Raw genomic sequence first — 17622 nt, forward strand, 5'->3', positions numbered from 1 at the left:
GGTTAACGAAAAGCCACGTTCGTGGTTCCGGTACCCACCGACTTGCAAAAGGGTGGCAAATGTTCGGGCCGGCTCAGGCGACCCCGTCGGCCTTCGCCGCGACCGCCACAGCGGCTGCGACCTCGGGTCCGACGCGCGGGTCCAGTGCGGACGGAACAATTCGGTCTGGCCCCAAATCATCTTTCGCAACGGCCAGAATGGCATCCGCGGCCGCGAGCTTCATGCCTTCGGTGATCCGCCGCGCACCCGCGTCGAGCGCCCCGCGGAAAATGCCGGGGAACGCGAGCACGTTGTTGATCTGGTTCGGGAAGTCGCTGCGGCCGGTCGCCACGATGGCGGCGTGCCTGGCGGCGACTTCCGGGTGCACCTCGGGGTCCGGGTTGGACAGTGCGAACACGATCGAGTCGTTCGCCATGCTCGCGATCAGCTCCTCGGACACCTTCGACGACGACACGCCGATGAAGACGTCCGCGCCGCGCAGAGCCACGTCGATGCCGCCGTCGAGGTTGCTCTGGTTGGTGACCGCCGCGATCTCTTCCTTGATCGGGTTGAGCCCGGCCCGGCCGGTGCGGACGATGCCGCGCGAGTCGAGCAGCGTGACCTCGCCGACGCCGGCGGCGAGCAGGATCTTGGCGATCGCGATGCCCGCGGCGCCCGCACCGGAGATGACCACCCGCTGGTCATTCACCTTCTTGCCGAGCACCGTGTTCGCGCCGTTGAGCGCGGCGAGCGACACGACGGCCGTGCCGTGCTGGTCGTCGTGCATGACCGGGCAGTCGAGCGCCTCGATCAGCTTCTGCTCGAGCTCGAAGCAGCGCGGCGCCGCCACGTCCTCGAGGTTGACCGCGCCGAACGACGGGCGCAGCCGGACCAGGGTCTCGACGATCTCGTCCACGTCCGTCGTGTTGAGCACGAGCGGGATGGAGTCGAGGCCGCCGAACGTCTTGAACAGCGCGGACTTGCCCTCCATGACGGGCAGCGACGCGCTGGGGCCGATGTCACCGAGGCCGAGCACCGCGGTGCCGTCGCTCACGACGACGACCAGGCGGTGCGCCCACGTGTACTTGGCGGCGAGGCTCGCGTCCTGCGCGATGGCCTTGCTCACTCGTGCGACACCAGGGGTGTACGCGATGGACAGCGCTTTCGGGTCAGCGAGCGAGGCGGTCGCGCCGACCTCGAGCTTCCCGCCCAGGTGCGCGTTGAAGATCTCCTCGTCCGTCAACTGCGTCGGATCGGAGTTCTCGGTACGGGCTTCGTTCACTGCTGTCACGGCGTCCCTCCTGCGGTGCGGGCGGCGTAGTAGCCCCAACTGGGCTCATCACCAAACGGCGCACCGGCCCAGCGTTGTCACGCCGGGTGCACGGGGCCTGGAAACTCGGTCGATGCCCTCCGACGAGTTGCGTCGCAGAACCGCCCGAGTGCTGCGGGTGACGGAATTGTGGCAGGGTCGCGTCGCGCTGTCTGCGGCGGGGATCACACTTTTTCCGCAGGTCAGAGGGCATGTAGCAAGACGTCCGTCCGGTTTTCTGCACCGACCGGTCGGTTTATGCAGGCAGGAAGCACCCGATCGGTCAAGAAAGATTGACGCCTTAGAGTGACGGGATGCAGGCGAGTTCGCTGAAAATTGACGGCGCGTTCGAGTTCGTCCCCACGACATTTCCCGACGACCGCGGCGTGTTCGCCTCGCCCTACCAGGAAGCCGCCTTCACCGAGGCGGTCGGCCACCCGCTCCGGCTCGCCCAGACGAACCACAGCGTCTCCAGCGCGGGCACCATCCGCGGCATCCACTACGCCGACGTCCCGCCGTCCCAGGCGAAGTACGTCTTCTGCCCGCGCGGCTCGTTCATCGACGTGATCGTCGACATCCGGGTCGGCTCCCCCACCTTCGGCCAGTGGGACGCGGTGCTCGTGTCGTCCGCGAAGTGCAACGCCGTGTACGTCGCCGAGGGCCTGGGCCACGCGATGATCGCCCTGGAAGACGACACGATCATGAACTACCTGTGCTCCACGCCCTTCAACCCGTCCGGCGAGCACGGCCTGACGCCGCTCGACCCGGCGCTGGACCTGCCATGGCCACGCGAGTTCGAATTCCGGCTCTCGGCGAAGGACCAGGAGGCGCCGACACTCGCCGAGGCGTACGAAGCCGGCGCGCTGCCGCGTTACGACGACTGCCTGGCGCTGTACGCGTCCCTCAAAGCCTGAGCCTGGGTCTCGGCCATAGTCGAGCTTTGACGACGCCGACCACCTCAGCCGGCCCGAGTTGCGCGGAGTCGGTGCTCGCGTACGGGTTGTCTCCCACCACGTGCCACCCGCCGTCCACGTGGTGAGAGACACGCTTGATCGAGAGCTGCCCCGGTCTGCTGGCCCACCGGACCAGCACGACGTCGTTGGGTTTGGGCGTCGCACCCCATCTGACCAGCACGATGTCTTCGTTCTTGAGCGCAGGTGCCATCGACGGACCACGGACGAGCACGGTGGAGAGGCGCGGTCTCAACGATCACCCTTCGGTCAGCCGGAGTAGGGTCCTTCTTGTCGGAGCATCCACTGTTTTCATTCTGGGAGGAACGATGCGACTCGTGTCGCGCATTCTCCGCCCGCGCGTCGAAGCCACCGCGCACTGCGACCTGCCCTGCGGCGTCTACGACCCGGCACAGGCCCGCATCGAGGCCGAGTCGATCAAGGCGGTTCAGGAGAAGTACCAGGCGAACGAGGACCCGGAGTTCCGGGAGCGTGCCGTCCTGATCAAGGAGCAGCGCAGCGAGCTCGTCAAGCACCACCTGTGGGTGCTGTGGACGGACTACTTCAAGCCGCCGCACTTCGAGAAGTACCCCGAGCTGCACGACCTCTTCAACCGCGCCACCAAGGCCGCGGGTGCGGCGGGCACCAAGGGGTCGATGGACCCGGCGTCGGGTCAGGCGCTGCTCGACCTGATCGCGCAGATCGACAAAATTTTCTGGGAGACCAAGCAGGGCTGAGTTTCCTTTGAACGGCGTCGCTCCCTTGGGCAGGGAGCGACGCCGTTTGTCGTTTGGGCGTAACCCTGCGTACGCGACGTGCGATTTGACCTGATGTGGCCGGCGACGAGACGTGGGACTTCTTCGTGTCCTACACAGGGGTCGACAAGACCTGGGCTGAGTGGATCGCCTGGGAGCTCGAAGATCAGGGACATCGCGTTCTGATTCAGGCCTGGGACATGGTGCCAGGCACCGACTGGTTCGAGCGCATGCACGCGGGGGTCCAGGGTTCTCGACGCACGATCGCGGTGTTGTCGACCGCCTACCTCGATTCCGTGTTCGGAACGATGGAGTGGCAGGCCGCACGCCGTACTGATCCGGCGGGTGCGGACCGCAAGCTGCTGGTGCTGCGGATCGAGGACTGCGAACGGTCGGGACTGCTGGGCTCAGTCGTCAGCGACGACCTGTTCAACGTCGACGAGGACACGGCGCGCGCACGGCTGCTCCGAGCCGTCCAAGGCGCCGTGACAGGGCGGCTGAAGCCGGCAATGCGTCCCGGCTTCCCCGGTCGGGTGAAACCAGGCTTCCCAGGCGCGCTGCCGGCCGTGTGGAACGTCCCGCCGCGCAACCCCAACTTCACCGGCCGGGCCGAATCGCTTAAGCGAATGCGATTCGGCCAGACCGTGGCGGTGCACTCGTTGCACGGCATGGGTGGTGTGGGCAAGACGCAGTTGGCAATCGAGTACGCCCACCGTCATGCGAGCGACTTCGACATCGTGTGGTGGATCCCCGCCGAACAGCCAGCGTTGATCCCCGACCACCTGACCGTGCTTGGCGTCGCTCTCGGCCTCGACGTGGACCCCTCGACCATCACACCGGTTCTCGCGGCTCTGCGCGTCCGTCCGCGGTGGTTGCTGGTGTTCGACAACGCAGAAGACCCCGCGGCGTTGAGCCCGTTCCTCCCCGGCGGCACGGGCAGGGTCGTGATCACCACGCGGCGCAACGGGTTCAGCGCGCTCGGCACGGTGTTGGACCTGGATGTCCTCGATCGTGAGGAAAGCATCGCACTACTCCGGCGCCGTGTGCCCACGGCGCCTCAGGCGCAACTGGCGGAACTCGCCGAACTGCTGGGAGACCTGCCCCTGGCCATCGAGCAGGCCGCGGCGTACCTGGAGACCACTGGCATTCCAGCGGACGAGTACATCGTGCTGTTCCGCCAGCGAACGGCAGATCTCATCGGTCGTGGGCGGTTGATCGACCGGCATGAGACGTTGACGACGCTGTGGGACATGTCGCTGGCCGCGCTGGCGGAGCAGAGTGCCGCCGCGGTCCAGGTGCTTGATCTGCTCGCGTGGATGGCGCCGGAGCCGGTACCGCTCGACCTGTTCACCCTGCATCCCGGTGAGCTTCCTCAGCCCCTGGCCGACGCGGTCCGTGACCCGTTGGACTGGGTGGAGACGGTCGGAGCCCTGGCCGACTGGTTCTTCGTGCGACGTGGCAGTGGGGAAATGACCATCGCCCACCGGCTGCTCCAGCAATCGCTGAAGGCACGCCAGATCGACGGAACAACCTCGAACGCGTTGGTGCAGGCGCTCCTGTGGGCAGAAGCAACCCCCAACATCGAGGACGCTCCGGAGAACTGGGGGCGCTGGCGAGCACTGCTTCCGCACATTCTGTCCGCCACCACCGACGCAAGCGCAGCAACCACCGAGCGCAGCTCTTACCTGCTGAGTCGCGCCGGCAGATTCCTCCGCGTCACAGGCCGGCTCAACGAGGCGCGCTCGCTGCTCGAACAAGCCCTCACGATCAGCGAAGCGGCCCACGGCCCGAACAGCGTCGAGGTCTCCACCACCTTGAACAACCTCGCACTCGTTCTCAAGGATCAGCACCTCCCCGCCGAGGCCGAGGTCTTGTTCAACCGCGCCCTCGCCATCGACGAACCGATCTTCGGTCCGAACAGCGCCCGCGTCGCCACGACCTTGAACAACCTCGGCAACGTCCTCTCACACCAGCAACGCCACGACGAGGCACGAGAACAGCTCGAACGGTCGCTCGCGATCCGTGAGGCCACCGACGGCCCCGACCGCATCCAGACCGCCATCAGCATGACCAACCTCGGTCAGACGCTGACGTCCATGGGCCGTCCCGACGAGGCATTGGAGTTGCACGCGCGGGTCCTCGCCGTCATGGAGGCCGCGTACGGAGCCCGTCACCCCTGGGTTGCGACGGCTCTGAGCAACATGGCGGTCACCTTGCGCGTCATGCACCGCAGCGACGAGGCCAAGCCTCGGGCGGAACTGGCACTGGACATCTACCAGGAGGCGTACGGACCGCACCATCCCGAAGTCGCCACTTGTCTGCTGCACCTCAGCCGCATCCACGTCGAACTGGGCAACGCACGCGAGGCTCAGCAACTTCTCAACCAGGCGCGGGAGATCGACGAACGGAACAAGGACGGTGCCGCTCCCTGAACTGAACCAAGAAGCGGCACCGTAGTTGAGTACTACGCGGCGTTCGTCACCTTGCCGGTGACCTCGAAGCCGATGCCCGTGGGCGAGCGCCCCTCGAACTTCAGCTTGATCTGCTCCTCACCCTCGGCCTCGGCGTCGGCCACGGTCGGCACCGTGACCTCCGTGCTCGTCTCCCCCGGCGAGATGTACGCCGACACCTGGAGCCCGCTGGTGGACAACAGCCGCGAGGGCAGCTGTTGCACTCCGCCGTTCCGGATGAGCCAGTGGTCCGGAACGTCTGTTGTGGACAGTTCGGCGGTACCCGGTGCCACCGGCAGGCCGACCAGCGCGATGCCCGCATCGGCGGGCTCCGACAGGGTCAGCTTCCAGCGCAACGTGCCGCCCTCGGCAACGCTGTCGGCGACCGGGGTGACGGTGAGCGTCGGGACCGGGTCGTCGTTGCGCACCAGCAGGCCGCCGAACGCGGCGCCGACCACGGCGTTGTCGATCGCCACCACGCCGATGGGGTAGCGGGTGTCGGCGCCCCACCTCGTGTTGGCGGTGTAGGTGATCGGCACGTCCGCGCGGTGCTCGCCCGGCTTCAGCGTCACGAGCTTGGTGACCGGGTTGTTCTGCTCGTCGAAGTAGAAGAGGCGGACAGCGCGGGTGCCGTTGCCGGTGGCGGTGACGACGACGTTGTGCGTCACCGTGCCGGAGTCGCCCTCGTCCACCGGGGTCACGGTGGCGTCGACTCGGCCCAGACGTGCGGGCACGACCGGGACCAGGCCCTTGCGCCAGCCGTGGGCGTCCATCAGCAACGCCTGGCCGGAGTCGGAATCGGGGACCAGTTCCAGTGCGGTCGCGTGGCCGACGCCTGCAGGCAGCGGCACGCGAACTTCCTGAGCCCACAACGAACTGAGGCGCCCGGTGGCTGGGAGACCGGCCACCGACACCGCACCCAGCGCACGCTTCTGTCCACTTTGGTCGGTGATGGAAACGCTGAAGCGCGCGGCCGGTGTGTTGCCTGGGACGGCCAGGCGCAGAGCGAGTTCCTTCGAGCCGTGCAGTGACACGGGCTCAGCAAGGTTCACCACGGCCGCCTGTCCCGCGGCCGTCCACTTGAGCTCGATCGACTGGCGTTCCGGCTGCGACGAGGCGAAGCGGAAGCGGACGAGGTGTGGCGAGCGGGTGGTACCGCACGAAGCCGCGAGATCCGGGGTGACCTGGGCACAAACCCTTGCACTGCCGGAAACCTGAGTGTCTGCGGCAGGCACGACGAACGGCTTGCGGTCGCCACCGACGGCGTGCGCGAAGACGCGGGCCGGGTCGGCGGACGGGGCGCGGACGCCGGAGCCGTCGAGCAGCGGCAGCACCGACTCGTCGCGGGCCAGGAAGAGCTGGGCCGACGCCGCGGTGTAGGTGGCGCCCGCGGTCTGCTGCTGGTCCGCGGTCAGGCGAGTGGCGGTTCCCGGCGAACACACGGCGTCCGCAGGCTCACCCGGGGAGAAGTCGTCGAACGCCGGCGCCTCGGCCTGGCCGGGCGTCCATTCGCTGTTGTAGAAGTTGTGGTTGGCACCGACCATGTACAGCGCGCTGTGCAACGCGGCGCCGCGCGAGACGCCGCGCGTCTGGTCGACGAACATCTGGCCCTGCAGGTCGGACACGTCGCCGTCACAGCCGGGCAGGAACGTCACGGACGGCACGTCCGGCTGCGGGTTGTGGCCGAAGATCGTGGGGCCGATCAGCACGGTGCCGCGGATGTTCCAGCGCACCGGACCGGAGAACCCGGTGTCACCGGGCGGCGGGTTGAGGCTGTCGGTGGCGGCGCGGTTGACGCCCTCGCCACCGCGCGAGTGGCCGACCAGCAACACCTTCGACAGGTCGGCCGGCGCGGACTTGACCACGGCCGGAACGTTGCCACGGCCGACGGACCAGTCCGCCCACTTCGCCAGGTGGTGGCGCACCAACGACGAACGCCCCTGCGCGCCCGCGTCGACCGTCGCCGCGTCCTGCGCGTTGATGCCGTTGGCGGAGATCGACACCGTCACGTATCCCTGCGACGCCAGCAGTTCCTGCGCCTTCAGGTAGCCGCGGTGGCTCGGCACGGACTTCAGCCCCGCCGGGCACGGCCAGTTGCCGGTGATCTGCCCGGTCGGGCTGTAGCAGGTGAAGTGCCTGCCGTGCAGGAACAGCACCAGCGGCCGCTTGCCGGACGCACCCTTGGGCGCGACGACGACGGCGTCCATCTCGATCGCTGCCGGGTAGTCGGGCAGCTGCACCGGGTCGAGCGTGTACTCGCCCTTGGTCGTCGCGTACTGCCCCGGCTTGCCGGGGTCGACCCCCGACTCGGGCAACAGCGCGGGCAGCTGCGGCACGGCCAGACTCGCGGGCGGTGCGGGCGGCGCCACGTCGAGCCGCTTCCCCGCCGACCGCACCTGCAGCGCGTCCGGGTTCCGCAGGTCGGCCGTGAGCGTGAAGGTGCGCAGGTCGGCCGACTCCCTGGCGGTGCCGAGGAGCCGGTCGCCCTCCCAGAACTCGACCCCCGCGTCCGACAGCGGCATGGGCGTGGCAGCGGTCCACCGGATCACGTCACCGGCGACTGACCAGCCCGGTGTCGACGGTGGTTCCGGTGCGGCCGCGGCCGGCAGCGCGGGTAGGACCGCGGCCAGCGCAACGGGTAACAAAAGTGCGACCATTCGGCGCATGAGTGGGACCCCCTCAAACGGAATACCACTCAGTTCTAGCCACGTCGCAGAGCACTCGGCACGTCGTTCGCCGCCAATCCGCCAAACAAAACGACAACCCGACGTGAGTAGTACGCCGTTCAGCCGAACGCCGGGGGATTCCCCTCGTCAGGCATGAGGCTGATGGAGGTGATGGGCCAGGCAACGCTGCTCACCGCGCTGGCAGCCATCACGCCGTCGGCCTCATCGGCACCCGGCAACCCCTGGAAATCCAGTACATGTCCCACGTCGTTACCCCCAAATCCGCGAACAGGACCTCCCAGCGAAGCAGACAGCGCGCACCCACCGCTCACATTTCGAGCAGGGCCGAAATATCACTGGCCTCTGGAGTCGGTGTCGCGCTCGTTCTGGCGCAGCTTGTTCCACGTCGAGGTGAGCTCAGCACGGATGCGCGCGACGCGAACCCCGAAGGCCTCGCGGATCTCCTGGGCATCAACCTCGTCGGGGGCGCCGTGGTCGGGGTGCTCGGCGGTCATGGCGAGCGGGGTACCTCCGAAGAGGACTCCCCCAAACGTGCTCCCCGTCACCATGTCCTTCGAAGAACGTCCCGGCCTTCAAGCCGCAGAGGAATTCTGACCGGCATCAGTGGTCCGGCAGGAGCCAGGGTGGTCCGGGCTCGCAGCGCGCTGACAACGATGTTGGCAGGTGGCGCGATGCCAGCGGCACCTGACAGGGGCGAACATCTGTTCGACAGTGTGGCCTGCATGGCGGTTTCGATGAGCGTGGGCCGGTATACCTACCGGCTTCGCCTGTCGTCGTCGACCCGTCAGGTATTGCTGATGGAGTGGGATCGCTGCCGGTGGGTGTGGAACCAATGCGTCGCGCAATCGCGGGAGGCCCATCGGCACAACCGCGAGAATCCCGACGACCCGCGCACGTGCGGCCCGACCCAGTTGGACAACTGCTGACGGGCTGGCGTGCGACCGCGGCGAAGGGCCTGGCGCGGTATCAGCGGATGATGGCCCGTCGGCGTCCGGCCAAGGGCCGGCCCGGTTCGAAGGGGTACAAGCACGCCAGACGGCAGGCGGCGAAGGTCCAGAAGAAGGTCGCCCGGCGTCGGCAGGACACCGCGCGCAAGTGGGCCAAGCGGGTGGTTCGTGACCATGACGTGCTCGCCGTGGAGGACTTCCGGCCGAAGTTCCTGGCGAAATCCACGATGGCCCGCAAGCACGGCCGCGACGTGCGGCTGGTGGATCCGAAACACACCACGATGGACTGTGCGGCATGCGGTGCGAGAACCAAGCACGCTTTGCCGTTGTCCGAACGCACCTACACCTGCACGTCGTGTGGAGCCGTGTCTCCCAGGGACAAGAACTCCGCGGCGGTGATGCTGGTCCGGGCAGGTTTGAACCCGGTCGGTGATGAAGGGCACAAGACCTGTTCGTCCGCCGGACGAACAGGCAGCCTGAGCCGAAAATCCCACATAGCCCGTGCAGGGCAGGGAGCATTCAATCCTTAGGATCGAACAGGTGAGCACCCACCTCTACCTGCTGCGGCACGGCCAGACCGAGTGGTCCGAGAGCGGCAGGCACACGGGACGCACTGACATCGAGCTGACGCCTGAGGGCGAGCAGCAGGCACGGCGGGCGGGCGCCACGCTCGCCCGGCTGCGGGGCACGGACCAGGCGCCCGCGCTCGTGCTGACGAGCCCGCGGCAACGTGCGACCAGAACTGCGGAACTGGCCGGCCTGGAGATCAACGGCACGACCGAGGACCTCGCCGAGTGGGACTACGGCGACTACGAGGGCATCACCACGCCGCAGATCCGCGAGCGCGTGCCCGGCTGGACGGTGTGGACGCACCCGATGCCCGGCGGCGAGTCGCACGCCGAGGTGCAGGACCGGGCCCGCAAGGTGCTCGGCGAGGTGCGCAAGATCCTGCCCGGCGGCGACGTGGTGCTGGTCGGGCACGGGCACTTCAGCCGCGTGCTGATCGCGGCGTGGCTGGGACTGGCGCCCGACCAGGGCGTCCACTTCGGACTGGACCCGGCCGGCACCTGCCAGCTGGGCGACGAGCGGGGCGACCCGCAGGTGCGCAGGCTCAACGTGCCTGCTTGGGAGATCTGATGATCCGACGGGTGGAGCCGCGCGACGTCGACGCGGTCGTCAAGCTGGTGCACGAGCTCGCGCTGTACGAACGTGCGCCGGAGCAGTGCCACCTCACCTCGGAACAGTTGCACACCGCACTGTTCGGCGAGAGCCCCGCGCTGTTCGGGCACGTGGCCGAAGTGGACGGTCAGGTCGTCGGGATGGCGTTGTGGTTCCTCAACTTCTCGACGTGGGACGGCGTGCACGGCATCTACCTCGAGGACCTCTACGTCACGCCGGAGCAGCGCGGCAGCGGCCTCGGCAAGCAGCTGCTGGTCGCACTCGCCCAGGAGTGCGTCGCCAAGGGCTACTCGCGGCTGCAGTGGTCGGTCCTCAACTGGAACGAGCCGAGCATCGGTTTCTACAAGTCGCTGGGTGCCGTCCCTTTGGACGAGTGGACAGTGATGCGAGTGGCCGAAGAAGCCTTGCAAAAGCTCGGTTCTTCACTCTGAAGGTTGACGGAAGGTCTCGAAAGGCTCACGAAAAGGGAATTCCACTCAGGACGGGTCCACGGTGCTGGCAGCGTCCCCGCTCGCCGATCCTCCGGCACCAAAGTAAGCGTGGAAAGAAGGAAAGACCGTGGACCCGACAACGCCCCAGATCGACCCGAACGCCGCTGCCGGTATCGGCATCGTGGGCACGATCATCTACCTGGCCTTCATCGTCTTCGGCATCGTCGTCTTCTGGAAGACCTTCACGAAGGCAGGTCAGCCGGGCTGGGCGGCGATCATCCCGTTCTACAACATCTACGTGTGGCTGAAGGTCGCCGGCCGTCCGGGCTGGTGGCTGATCCTGATGCTGATCCCGTTCGTCAACGTCATCATGGCGCTGATCGTGTCGATGGACATCTCGAAGTCCTTCGGCAAGGACTCCGTCTTCGGTGTCGTCGGCCTGTGGCTGTTCAGCATCATCGGCTACGCGATCCTCGCGTTCGGTGGCGCGCAGTACCGCGGCCCGGCCGCGCTGGGGGGCCAGCAGGCCGCCTACTGAGGCTGAGCCTGTGAGCTGAGGCCGGGTCAGAAGTCACCCCTGTACTTCAGGCCCGGCCTTCACTAAGGTCAGAAATGAAATCGTTTTCAGAGCGTTTCAGACGCCGAGTTGCCGCCGCCCTCGACGCACGACGAGGAAGGACCTCTCAACGATGAGGCGTCGACTGACCGGCGCGTTCGTCGCGCTAGCGGTGGTCGTGGCACCGGTGGGCGTGGCGAAGGCGGCCAGCTTCAACGTCAAGGACTACGGCGCGAAGGGCGACGGCAAGGCGATCGACTCGGTCGCCATCGACAAGGCCATCGCCGCGGCGGCGGCGGCGAACGGCGGCATCGTCGAAATCCCGCCCGGCACGTACCTCTCGCGCTCGATCCACCTCAAGAGCAACATCACGATCAACATCCAGCAGGGCGCGCGGATCGTGGCGTCCGGCAGCGGCATCGACGCGCCGGAGTCGAACCCGAACTCGCGCTACCAGGACTTCGGCCACAGCCACTTCCGCAACGCGCTGCTGTGGGGCGAGAACGTCGAGAACATCAACTTCACCGGCAAGGGCGTGATCGACGGCGCCAACAAGCTCGAGACCGGCGAGAACATCCCGGCGGGCAAGGGCGACAAGATGCTGTCGCTGAAGTTCTGCAAGAACGTCAACATCACCGACGTGACGTTCCGCGAGGCCGGCCACTTCGCGATCATCGTCAACGGCTGCAACGGGATGAAGCTCGACCGGATCACCGTCGACAGCCCCGACGACCGCGACGGCATCAACTTCATCAACAGCTCCAACATCGAGCTGTCCAACTCGACGATCATCTCCAGCGACGACGCGGTGGCGTTCAAGTCCGACTTCGCCACGGGCAAGACCTTCTTGTCAGAGAACAACATCGTCCGCGACTCGACCATCCAGTCGACGGAGAACAACGCCATCCAGTTCGGCTCGGAGACCTGCGGCAGCTTCAAGAACATCCAGTTCCGCAACCTCAAGGTCACCGGCGCCTCGAAGGCGGGCCTCGGCATGGTGTCGATGGACGGCGCGACGATCGAGGACGTCGTCTACGACAACATCCAGCTCACCAAGACCGCCTCGCCGATCTTCATCCACATCGGCAAGCGCGGCCGCTGCCCAGGCAGCCCGCCCGCCGGGAAGATCCGCAACATCACCTACCGGAACATCACCGGCACGAACCTGACGGCGCCGCGCGACATCCCCGGCGACCCGGAGTACGCGTCGACCATCTCCGGCCGGTCCGACTCGAAGATCACCGGCCTGACGTTCGACCACGTGCAGCTCACGGTTCCCGGCAACCACAAGGAATCGGACGCTTCCCGCACGCCTCCGGAGGTCTCCGACGCGTACCCGCCGCGGATCTTCGGCGTGCGACCGGCGTTCGGCTTCTGGATCCGCAACGCGACCGACGTGAAGTTCCTCAACAGCACGATCGAGTTCGACCGGAACGACGGACGGCCGGCGTTCACCACCGACAGCGTGCAGAACATCTCGCTCAACGGCGTGCAGGTGGAACGCAGCACCGGCGCGAATGACCTGCAGTGGCGAAAGAGCAGCGGCACGTCGGTCACGAACAGCACGTCGACGAGCGGTCAGGCCTTGCGCGCCAAGACGAGCTAGTGGCGCGGCTCGGAACGTTGCCGAGCGAATTCGCGGTCAGACGGGTGCATCGTGGTGCCGCCCCCGCGTCCTCGTACTGGATGTATGGGGGGCGCGGGGGCGGTGCCGCGAGGCGCCCTGCTGAGCGTGAATTCACCGCCCACGTTCCGAGTCGCGCCACTAGTGTCCTGCGCCTGAAATCCGCCAGGTAAGTCTAGTGTGGGTTGATGGCACGGATTGGACGTCCTCCTGCTGAGGTGACGTTGACCGAGCAGGAGCGGGAGACGCTGGAGCGGTGGGCGCGGCGGGCGAAGTCGTCGCAGGTGCTGGCGCAGCGGTGCAGGATCGTGCTGGCGTGCGCGGATGGTCTGCCGGGCAAGCAGATCGCGGAGGACCTGCGGGTGCATGAGGCGACGGTGACCAAGTGGCGCAGGCGGTTTCTGCGGGATCGACTGGATGGCCTGGTCGATGAGCAACGGCCGGGCCGGCCGCCGTCGATCACGGTGGACCAGGTCGAGGAGGTGATCGTGGCGACGCTGGAGGAGACTCCGCGCAACGCCACGCACTGGTCGCGGGCGTCGATGGCCGAACGCACCGGCTTGAGCAAGTCGACCATCGGCCGGATCTGGCGCGATTTCGGCCTCAAGCCCCATCGTGCCGAGACGTTCAAGCTCTCCACTGATCCGTTGTTCGTGGAGAAGGTCGTCGATGTTGTTGCCCTGTACCACAATCCGCCCGAGCGGGCGGTGGTGCTGTGTGTGGACGAGAAGAGTCAGATCCAGGCGCTGGACCGGTCCCAGCCGGTGCTGCCGATGATGCCGGGCATGCCCGAGCGGCGCACTCACGACTATGTCCGCAACGGCATCACCAGTCTGTTCGCCGCGTTCAACGTCGCCGATGGCACGGTGATCAGTGAGTTGCACCGCCAGCACCGCGCCGCCGAGTTCCGCAAGTTCCTGGTCACGATCGACAAGACCGTGCCCGCGGAGTTGGACGTGCACCTGGTCTGCGATAACTACGGCACCCACAAGACTCCGGCGATCAAGACCTGGCTGACCCGCCATCCCCGGTTCCACATGCACTTCACCCCGACCGGATCCAGCTGGATCAACCAGGTCGAACGCTGGTTCGGCTTCCTCACCGACCAGCAGATCACCCGCGGCACACACCGCAGCGTCCAGGCGCTGGAGAAAGACATCCGCGCCTGGATCACCGACTGGAACACCCACCCGCGGCCGTTCATCTGGACCAAGACCGCCGAAGAGATCCTCGAATCACTCGCCCGATTTTGCAGGCGAATTTCCGGCGCAGGACACTAGATGACGCCGACCGCGCCATAGGTAGAGGCGTCCGCGGCCGCGGACGTACCGGGCAGCTCGCCGTCCGATCTCCAGTGGGCGGCGAGCACCAGTCCGGGCTCGAGCAGCTTCAGCCCGCACACGAACTCTTCGACGTCCTGCTTGGTGCGCGGGACCAGCGTGCTGCCGAGGTCGTCGGACAACGAGAGCAGCCCCTCCACGAGATCGGGCTCGACGTCCTTGGTCAGGTGCGTCAACGCCAGCACACTGCCCTCGCACAGCGCCGCCCGATAGCGTGCGACGACACCCGCGGGCTCGTCGTGGACGTACGGGAGGATGCCGACCATCAGCACGGCGGTCGGCTTGGTGAAGTCGATGAGGCGGCGCGTTTCCGGGTCCCGCAGCACGGCGCCGACATCGCACACGTCGGCCTGCACGATGGCGGCGCTCAGGTTGTCGCGCAGCATGGTGCGGGCGTGGGCGACGGTCACCGGGTCGTGGTCGACGTAGACCACGTTGCAGGACGCGTCGAGGGCCTGGGCGACCTCGTGCACGTTGCCCGCGGTCGGGATGCCGCTGCCGAGGTCGAGGAACTGGCGGATGCCCATCTCCTCGACGCACAACCTGACGACCCTGCGCGAGAACGAGCGGATCGCGCGGGCCATCTCGGCCACCGGGAAGTGCTTGATGGTCTCCTCGGCGAGGGCGCGGTCGACCGCGAAGTTGTGGGCGCCGCCGAGGTAGTAGTCGAAGAGGCGAGCCACGTTTGGGCGTTCGGAACCGCCGTTTGTCGTCACCCGCTTCGGGCCGTCCTGCACTGCGACACCTCACCCTGCTGCCGAGCGGCGCGAACGCTGGCAGCACGGTAACTGGCTACTCCGTTCGTGTCCATCCACCATTCGTGAACACGCACGGTGACGTCTGCAGATGGCACGCGGGGCGCTTTCGCACGCTCATGTCGTACGAAAGCGCCCCGCGTGCGGTCAGATCAGACGCCGGCGGTCGTGCGGATCCAGTTGCGGTACGGGGTGTGGTTGATGCTGGTGTAGTTGGAGCGCGTCGCGCGGTCCGACGTCGAGGCGACGCCGACCTGACGGCCGTTGGCGAACATCGGGCCACCGGAGTCACCGCCGGCCGCGATGCCGTCGACCCGCTGGACCGAGATGGCGACGCCACCGCGGTAGTCACGGCCGTTGGTGGACGTGACGCGGGTGTTCGCGACCTTCAGGTAGCGCGACTGGCAGTTGATCTCCGGCTGGTTGGTGCAGGTGGCGCCCCAGCCGTAGAGCTGCACGGTCTGGCCGACCGAGACGGGGTTGACGAGCGGGGAGAACGGCGCGGACATCGACGTGGTCACGTGCACCAGCGCCAGGTCGGCGGACGGGTGCTTGATCACCCGGTCACCGGTCACCAGCTGGCCACCGGACGTCTGGTCCAGGCTGCCCGCCCGGAACGTGTACCTGGCGGTGCTGGACGCCACGCAGTGCTCAGCGGTCAGGATCCACTGAGGTGCGATCTTGGTGGCCGAGCAGTTCTCCCGGCCGTTGGCGAACAGACGTGCCGCGTAGGGGAAGTTCGACGCGTAGCTGCCACCGATGATCATCGGCGACATGTCCGGCTCGTCCGGAGCAGCCGACGCGACAGGAGCGAGGGAGAGCGCCGCCAGGAAGGCGCCCGCGATCGCGGTCAGAACACGCATGGTTGGTCACCTCGTGAGTGCAGGGAGTGGTTAAGCAACCACGCACAGCTTCACCCGGTCGTGTGACCCTGACCACCCTCCGTTAGTCGGCTTTGTCGCCTTCCGAGACATCGGAGAGGCCCATCGCCCACTTGCGCCCGTCGCTGGTGAACAGCAGCACGAGCACAACGACGCAGTAGATGCCCGCCAACGAGCCCAACAACTGTTGCTCTGACGGCCCGTAGGCGTACCAGGCGCAGCCGAGCAGCAGCAGCTGCGTGACGATCACGGGCGTGCGGGCGCCGTGCTGGCCGCGGAACAACATGACCGACGCGAAGATCGCCCCGCCGAACCAGATCACGAGCACACCGGCGGCACCGAGGATCGGGCCGCCGGAAGGTGCGCCCTGAATCACCCGGACGACGAGTGCGACGGCCAGCGCGATACCGCCCAGGCCCTGCAAAAAGGTGAGCGCGGCGGCACCACGCACAGCGCGCGGTGGCACCGGGGTCGCAGTGGTCACTGGAGACCTTTCCTCACGTTCTGTACTGGTCACGGATCGTAGGCCACCCGGTTGGAGGGCTCTCCGAGCACGCCCGGCGCGGGAAGATCAAGGGGCCTTCAGCGAGCCGGCGGTCGTCCGGGGTGCACTCGGCTGCGAGGCGCACGCAGTGCTAGCGGAAGGGAGATTTGGGCCACTTTCGTGAGGCCGGAGCCACCCTTAGGGAGGACATGCGCGCCGCTGACGGTCACGCACTGTCTTACTCTCAAGTAGTGCGCGCTCTTCTCGTGGTGAACCCGCAGGCGACTACAACAACGCCGGCGGGCCGTGACGTGTTGGCGCACGCGCTCGCCAGCGACGTGCGGCTGGAGATCATCGAGACCTCCTACCGCGGCCACGCGGCAGACGCGGCGCACAAAGCTGCGGAGGACGGGTTCGACCTGGTCATCGCCCACGGCGGCGACGGCACGGTCAACGAGGTCGTGAACGGCATCCTGCGCGGCGGCCCCCGTCCGGACAAGCCGATGCTGGGCGTCGTGCCCGGCGGTTCGGCCAACGTCTTCGCCGGCGCGCTGGGCATCCCGCGCGACCCGGTCGAGGCCACGCACGTCCTGCTTCAGTCGATCGAGCACGGCACCAAGCGCCGGATCGGGCTCGGCCAGGTGTTCGCGGACGTCGTCGAGGGCGACAAAGGCCGCTGGTTCACCTTCAACGCGGGCATGGGCCTCGACGCCGACGTCGTCGCGGGCGTGGAGAAGAAGCGCGCCAAAGGCCGCAACGCGAGCCCTGCTCTCTATCTGACCGTCGCGCTCGGGGCTTATGCGCAGAACGTCCGGAAACCGCAGCACTTCACAGTCGAGGTGCCGGACGAGGCCCCGTTCAGCGACGTCGGCATGGTGTTCGTGTCGAACACCGACCCGTGGACGTACTTCGGCGACAAGGCGATCCAGCTCAACCCCAGCACGTCCTTCGACGGTGGCCTGGGCCTGAGCGCTCTGAAGACCCTTCGCGTGCCCACCGTCGGGCGCTATGTAGCCCAGGTGCTCGCCACCGGTAACCCGAAGGGCGGGAATCTCGTTCGGCGCGATGACGTGGGTTATGTCAGAGTGAAGTGCGAGGAGCCCGCCAACCTCCAGGTCGACGGTGATTTCCTCGGCATGACGACGGCGGTGGAGTTCCGGGCGGTCCCCGATGCGTTGACTGTTGCCGTATAAGCAACTTGACAGTCCGTGATCGGTTCGTGACCGTCTCGGTACCCACCCGGGATGTACTGCAGTCGAGTGACAGCAGAGCGTGAAACCCCAGGTGAACGGTGT

Annotated in this window: 17 protein-coding genes; 10 read left to right on the forward strand and 7 right to left on the reverse strand. The window is 67.2% G+C overall.

Features of this window, described 5'->3' with window-relative positions; all coding sequences use genetic code 11:
- Nucleotides 1-73: 73 nt before the first annotated feature.
- A complete protein-coding gene (locus DI276_RS29100) occupies nt 74-1270 on the reverse strand; it encodes an NAD(P)-dependent malic enzyme (protein WP_408610586.1) in 1197 nt (398 codons plus the stop codon).
- Between the two features lie 332 nt (nt 1271-1602).
- Between DI276_RS29100 and DI276_RS29105 the strand changes: the two genes are divergently transcribed.
- Nucleotides 1603-2202 (forward strand): dTDP-4-dehydrorhamnose 3,5-epimerase family protein, encoded by a 600-nt coding sequence (locus DI276_RS29105; RefSeq protein ID WP_112269097.1) that lies wholly within the window; start codon nt 1603-1605, stop codon nt 2200-2202.
- Here DI276_RS29105 and DI276_RS29110 read toward each other — a convergent pair.
- Nucleotides 2192-2473 carry a S24 family peptidase gene (locus DI276_RS29110; RefSeq protein WP_269814310.1) on the reverse strand — a complete coding sequence of 94 codons (282 nt, stop codon included), beginning with the start codon at nt 2471-2473 and terminating at the stop codon, nt 2192-2194. The genes DI276_RS29105 and DI276_RS29110 overlap by 11 nt on opposite strands.
- A 94-nt stretch (nt 2474-2567) precedes the next feature.
- Between DI276_RS29110 and sodN the strand changes: the two genes are divergently transcribed.
- Nucleotides 2568-2975, forward strand: coding sequence for a superoxide dismutase, Ni (sodN, locus tag DI276_RS29115; RefSeq protein WP_109639268.1), 408 nt, complete (start codon nt 2568-2570; stop codon nt 2973-2975).
- Between the two features lie 125 nt (nt 2976-3100).
- A complete protein-coding gene (gene fxsT, locus DI276_RS29120) occupies nt 3101-5425 on the forward strand; it encodes an FxSxx-COOH system tetratricopeptide repeat protein (RefSeq protein WP_198680970.1) in 2325 nt (774 codons plus the stop codon).
- A 32-nt stretch (nt 5426-5457) separates the two neighbouring features.
- Here the strand turns inward: fxsT and DI276_RS29125 are convergent, their stop codons facing one another.
- Complete coding sequence (locus DI276_RS29125) at nt 5458-8109, reverse strand: alpha/beta hydrolase family protein (RefSeq protein ID WP_157985017.1); 2652 nt, start codon at nt 8107-8109, stop codon at nt 5458-5460.
- A gap of 353 nt (nt 8110-8462) precedes the next feature.
- Nucleotides 8463-8624 (reverse strand): hypothetical protein, encoded by a 162-nt coding sequence (locus DI276_RS29130; protein WP_157985018.1) that lies wholly within the window; start codon nt 8622-8624, stop codon nt 8463-8465.
- A 401-nt stretch (nt 8625-9025) separates the two neighbouring features.
- On the opposite strand from DI276_RS29130, the gene DI276_RS29135 reads away from it, so the two are divergent.
- From DI276_RS29135 to DI276_RS29160, 6 genes are all read left to right on the forward strand, one after another.
- Nucleotides 9026-9607, forward strand: a complete 582-nt coding sequence (locus DI276_RS29135) for an RNA-guided endonuclease InsQ/TnpB family protein (protein ID WP_198680971.1) — start codon at nt 9026-9028, stop codon at nt 9605-9607.
- Nucleotides 9608-9617: 10 nt separating this feature from the next.
- Complete coding sequence (locus DI276_RS29140; protein ID WP_112269105.1) at nt 9618-10214, forward strand: histidine phosphatase family protein; 597 nt, start codon at nt 9618-9620, stop codon at nt 10212-10214.
- A complete protein-coding gene (locus DI276_RS29145; protein WP_112269107.1) occupies nt 10214-10687 on the forward strand; it encodes a GNAT family N-acetyltransferase in 474 nt (157 codons plus the stop codon). The genes DI276_RS29140 and DI276_RS29145 overlap by 1 nt, the downstream gene beginning before the upstream one ends.
- A 127-nt stretch (nt 10688-10814) precedes the next feature.
- A complete protein-coding gene (locus DI276_RS29150; protein WP_198680972.1) occupies nt 10815-11225 on the forward strand; it encodes a DUF5684 domain-containing protein in 411 nt (136 codons plus the stop codon).
- A 151-nt stretch (nt 11226-11376) separates the two neighbouring features.
- Nucleotides 11377-12849 carry a glycoside hydrolase family 28 protein gene (locus DI276_RS29155; protein WP_112269109.1) on the forward strand — a complete coding sequence of 491 codons (1473 nt, stop codon included), beginning with the start codon at nt 11377-11379 and terminating at the stop codon, nt 12847-12849.
- A gap of 206 nt (nt 12850-13055) precedes the next feature.
- Entirely contained in the window at nt 13056-14147 is a 1092-nt protein-coding gene (locus tag DI276_RS29160; RefSeq protein WP_112269111.1) for an IS630 family transposase, read from the forward strand.
- On the opposite strand, the gene DI276_RS29165 is transcribed toward DI276_RS29160, so the two are convergent.
- The 3 genes from DI276_RS29165 to DI276_RS29175 all read right to left on the reverse strand — a co-directional run bounded on the left by DI276_RS29165 (nt 14144) and on the right by DI276_RS29175 (nt 16327).
- Nucleotides 14144-14944 (reverse strand): SAM-dependent methyltransferase, encoded by an 801-nt coding sequence (locus DI276_RS29165; RefSeq protein WP_112269113.1) that lies wholly within the window; start codon nt 14942-14944, stop codon nt 14144-14146. The two genes, DI276_RS29160 and DI276_RS29165, sit on opposite strands and share 4 nt — an antisense overlap.
- Nucleotides 14945-15114: 170 nt before the next feature.
- On the reverse strand, nt 15115-15825 hold the full coding sequence (locus DI276_RS29170; RefSeq protein ID WP_112269115.1) for a S1 family peptidase: 711 nt from the start codon (nt 15823-15825) through the stop codon (nt 15115-15117).
- 82 nt (nt 15826-15907) lie between these two features.
- Nucleotides 15908-16327: a hypothetical protein gene (locus DI276_RS29175; RefSeq protein ID WP_112269117.1), complete on the reverse strand. Its 420-nt coding sequence runs from the start codon at nt 16325-16327 to the stop codon at nt 15908-15910.
- A 251-nt stretch (nt 16328-16578) separates the two neighbouring features.
- Here DI276_RS29175 and DI276_RS29180 point away from each other — a divergent pair, with 251 nt between their 5' ends.
- Complete coding sequence (locus DI276_RS29180; protein WP_112269118.1) at nt 16579-17520, forward strand: diacylglycerol/lipid kinase family protein; 942 nt, start codon at nt 16579-16581, stop codon at nt 17518-17520.
- Nucleotides 17521-17622: the final 102 nt, after the last annotated feature.

It is taken from the genome of Lentzea terrae, assembly GCF_003265345.1.
GTDB lineage: Bacteria > Actinomycetota > Actinomycetes > Mycobacteriales > Pseudonocardiaceae > Lentzea > Lentzea terrae.